Annotated in this window: 3 protein-coding genes; all 3 read right to left on the bottom strand. The window is 60.6% G+C overall.

Features of this window, described 5'->3' with window-relative positions; genetic code table 11:
- Positions 1-281 precede the first annotated feature (281 nt).
- On the bottom strand, positions 282-731 hold the full coding sequence (locus ABGV18_RS11375) for an REP-associated tyrosine transposase (RefSeq protein WP_396586133.1): 450 nt from the start codon (positions 729-731) through the stop codon (positions 282-284).
- Positions 732-990: 259 nt separating this feature from the next.
- Positions 991-2,244 (bottom strand): O-antigen ligase family protein, encoded by a 1,254-nt coding sequence (locus ABGV18_RS11380; RefSeq protein ID WP_396586134.1) that lies wholly within the window; start codon positions 2,242-2,244, stop codon positions 991-993.
- Between the two features lie 407 nt (positions 2,245-2,651).
- Positions 2,652-2,981, bottom strand: a 330-nt coding sequence (locus tag ABGV18_RS11385; RefSeq protein ID WP_396586135.1) for a polysaccharide biosynthesis protein, incomplete at its 5' end; no start/stop codon positions are given.

Below are 2,981 nucleotides of genomic sequence, written 5' to 3' on the forward strand. Positions count from 1 at the left end.
CCCGCCCACGGCCGGGAGGTTCGAAAGCTGGTAAGAGGATAGCAGGCCACAGCGCACGTTCGAGGATGCAGGATCGAAAAAGCCGACCTGATTGGTTGGGAATTGGCGAGTGAATTGGAGGACGCGTCACCGTTTCGCGCCTGAAGGCGCTCCTACGCAGCCCCCGCCAATCCGTAGGAGCGGCTTTAGCCGCGAAACCCACAGGCCAGCACCCCATTCTTTCGCGCCCGAAGGCGCTCCCACAGATCACACACGTATACGGCCACCTTCCGACTCGATAATCACAACCACACGGCATCCCAGTATGGGTACTCACCCACGCGCTGAACCAACCCCGCCCGCACCGGATTGGCCACGATATATCGCGCAACCTGCGGAAGCTCCTCGTCATGCCGCACCGCATGATCGTGAAAACCCCGCTGCCATCGCAACATGGGCACAGCCCTCGCACTGCGGCCTTTGAACCGACCGACCACGCAAGACAAATCCCCGCTCGGCGCCAATCGCATCAACCAATGCAGATGATCCGGCATCAAACAGAACGCCGGCGTCTCCGTGCCTCCCGGCCCCTCTGTTTCACGCAGACAATCAATCACCCTCCGCGCGACATCCCAATTTACCAATCCGGACCATCGCCCGTGCGTCACGATGGTGATCGAATAGATCTGCCCGGGTATCGATACACGGCCGGTGCGCAGGCGCCAACCGTTTTGTCCCTTCTCGTCAGGCATCCTTGCCTCCTCTGAGATTGGTTTTTAAAGCTAACCATTCGCGCCTGAAGGCGCTCGTACGGGGCCTAGTCAGATGCAGGAGTGCCTTTAGGCGCGATATCCCTCCGTGGTGCTCTTCACACGCCCGATCGCGGCTAAAGCCGCTCCTACAGGTCCTCGCCCTACCGTAAATGCATGAAAGCGCCCCTACACCCGAATTGAGCCGGTAGGAGCGCCTTCAGGCGCGAAACATCAATAGTTATCGCGGCTAAAGCCGCTCCTACAGTTTGTTCCGGGCCGCTGCTCCGCTGACGGCTAAGGCCACCGCCAAGCCGATCACCGGCCAGATGATGGCCAAGGTATAGGAGGCATAAAAGCCAAAATGGGTATTGAACGGGAACAACGCAAGGCCCACCGCGACGATTGCCACACCACCGGGCATCCCCGCCTGTTGCCGCAGCAGCACCAGCAGAAATCCGATGTATGCGACCAGGTAGGCCAGCAGGCCCACCAATCCGGTGCTCACCTGCACGTCCAGGGCGAAAAAGTGCAGATGCATATACGGCGTGTCCGTGTAACCACGCTCGACGGCGGCGATTTCGTAGCCACGTACACCAACACCCAACCACGGATCGTCCTTTGCCACTTCCCAGCCGGCCAACCAGACATCGCCGCGCTTTGACGTCGCCTGGTTGAAGCTTTCCCGGTCGAGTTCGAACACCTTGGTGGCAACCTCGACGCGCTCGCGCGTCTCGGGCGACACGGCCAGCGTCGCCGCAAACGCGGTGACGGCGAGCACGATGGCCCCAACCACCCAGTACCAACGTGGCCGCACATACCAGAGAAGAAAAATACCGTAGCCGATCAGGCCCAAGATCATCAGCAGCATGGCCGAACGCGAACCGCTCAACAGAATCACCGCGAGAATCGGCAGGATCGCCAAGCCCCATAGCCGGCACGACCGCATCAGCCGCCGGGTCGCCTCGAGCAGCAACGGCAGCAGATGCGCGATCACCACCCCCATCGTCAGGTTTTCCCCGAACAGACCGGACAGGCGTCGACCGTTGTAAGGAAACCCCAGCACGTTCGTGCCGGTAGCGAACTGCCACAACCCGTCCAACGCCCAGACAAACACGATCGCCAGCAATGAATAGAGAATCGCCGGCAACACGTCATGCCGCATCGCCGCCCAGACAATCGGCAGTGCCGCAATCCCGAACAGCGGGTAGTAGAGCGCATCACTCCAGGCCCGATCGAAATTCACCGCGCCCGTTAACGCGAGCAGTTGCGGCAACCAGAGCGCCACAATCAATACCAGCAACCATCGGGTTACCCGTTGCGCCACAAGCTCTCGCCCATGCACAAAGAGCAACCAGATACCGATGAACGCCAGAAAGGCCAGTGGCGCGTTGGCCGAGCGACCGAACGGAAAGACAAGGAAGACAAGGATGGTCAGCCCGACGATAGCGAGAGTCAGGCGGTCCCAGTCGGGAAAAATACGGGGGAAAAGAGGCATGGATCGGCCGTGTTTCATGGTCGGAGCCGCATTCTAGCGTGGCAGCGTGGGAGAGAGGAAAGCGGGCAAACAAAACTCAACGCACCAGCGGTTTGGGATCGGCTTCTCGACCGATATGGGGCTCAAACCCAATCCTCAAAGGCCCATCCCAAACCCGGAATCGCCGGCCGGAGGCGCATCGCGCCGAAGCCCCCCCCATCGGAAGATGGCTGTAGGAGCGCCTTCAGGCGCGAAACGATCAGTGCTGCCTGTTGGTTTCGCGGCTAAAGCCGCTCCTACCGGATCCCGGTGGATGTAGGAGCGCCTTCAGGCGCGAAACGATCGGGTGTTAGTCTGTTGGATTCGCGGCTAAAGCCGCTCCTACCGGGTCGGGCGGCTGTAGGAGCGGCTTCAGCCGCGATACCCAAACCACGACACCACCACCGTCACTCCTTCCAACAATGATCCTCGATGCGCTCATGCGGCTGATACCCGCTGACCAATTCGGACAGATGTTCACGCACAGCGGGCATATCGTAGCGGTCCATGTCCTTCTGCAAACGCGATAGGCACTTTTCGAAAACGCGCCAGCGCAGGCAATCCTCGCTGGCGCGCATGATGCGGGGATGCCCCGTGCCGTTCACCGCCTCACCGATCAGGAGCTCCTCGTAGAGCTTCTCTCCCGGACGCAAACCGGTGTAGGTGATCTCGATATCACCATCCGGATGCTCCTCGCCACGCACTTCCAAACCACTCAAATGCACCATGCGCCGCGC

Source organism: Guyparkeria halopsychrophila, assembly GCF_044582135.1.
In the GTDB taxonomy this organism is placed as follows: domain Bacteria; phylum Pseudomonadota; class Gammaproteobacteria; order Halothiobacillales; family Halothiobacillaceae; genus Guyparkeria.